Genomic DNA, 346 nt, shown 5'->3' with positions numbered 1-346 from the left:
GCGCGTTTGATGGCTATCACTCCGGTCGGGGAAATATGGGGAATAGGTAGAAAACTGACCACCAGGCTCGAAGCGCACGGGATCAATAGTGTGGCGGACCTAGTCGCTGTCGATGGTAAAAACCTACGGCATCGTTATGGGGTCGTTGTTGAGCGAACCGTGCTAGAGCTACGCGGCTATCCATGCGCCAGCCTGGAGCAGGACACACAAGCCAAACAGCAGATCATCTGCTCCCGATCATTCGGTGAACGGATCACACACATGAATTCCATGCATCAAGCACTCGCAGGATATATGGAACGTGCAGCTGAAAAACTCCGGGCAGAGGGAATGTGCTGTCGCCATG

General features: G+C 54.0%; 1 pseudogene. It reads left to right on the top strand.

What is annotated here, in order from left to right:
* Positions 1 to 346, top strand: a pseudogene (locus J9892_RS17620) (protein UmuC); the annotation flags it as partial.

It is taken from the genome of Aeromonas sp. Prich7-2 (genome assembly GCF_017939255.1).
GTDB lineage: Bacteria > Pseudomonadota > Gammaproteobacteria > Enterobacterales > Aeromonadaceae > Aeromonas > Aeromonas caviae.
This window is presented reverse-complemented; position numbering and strand designations above follow the sequence as displayed.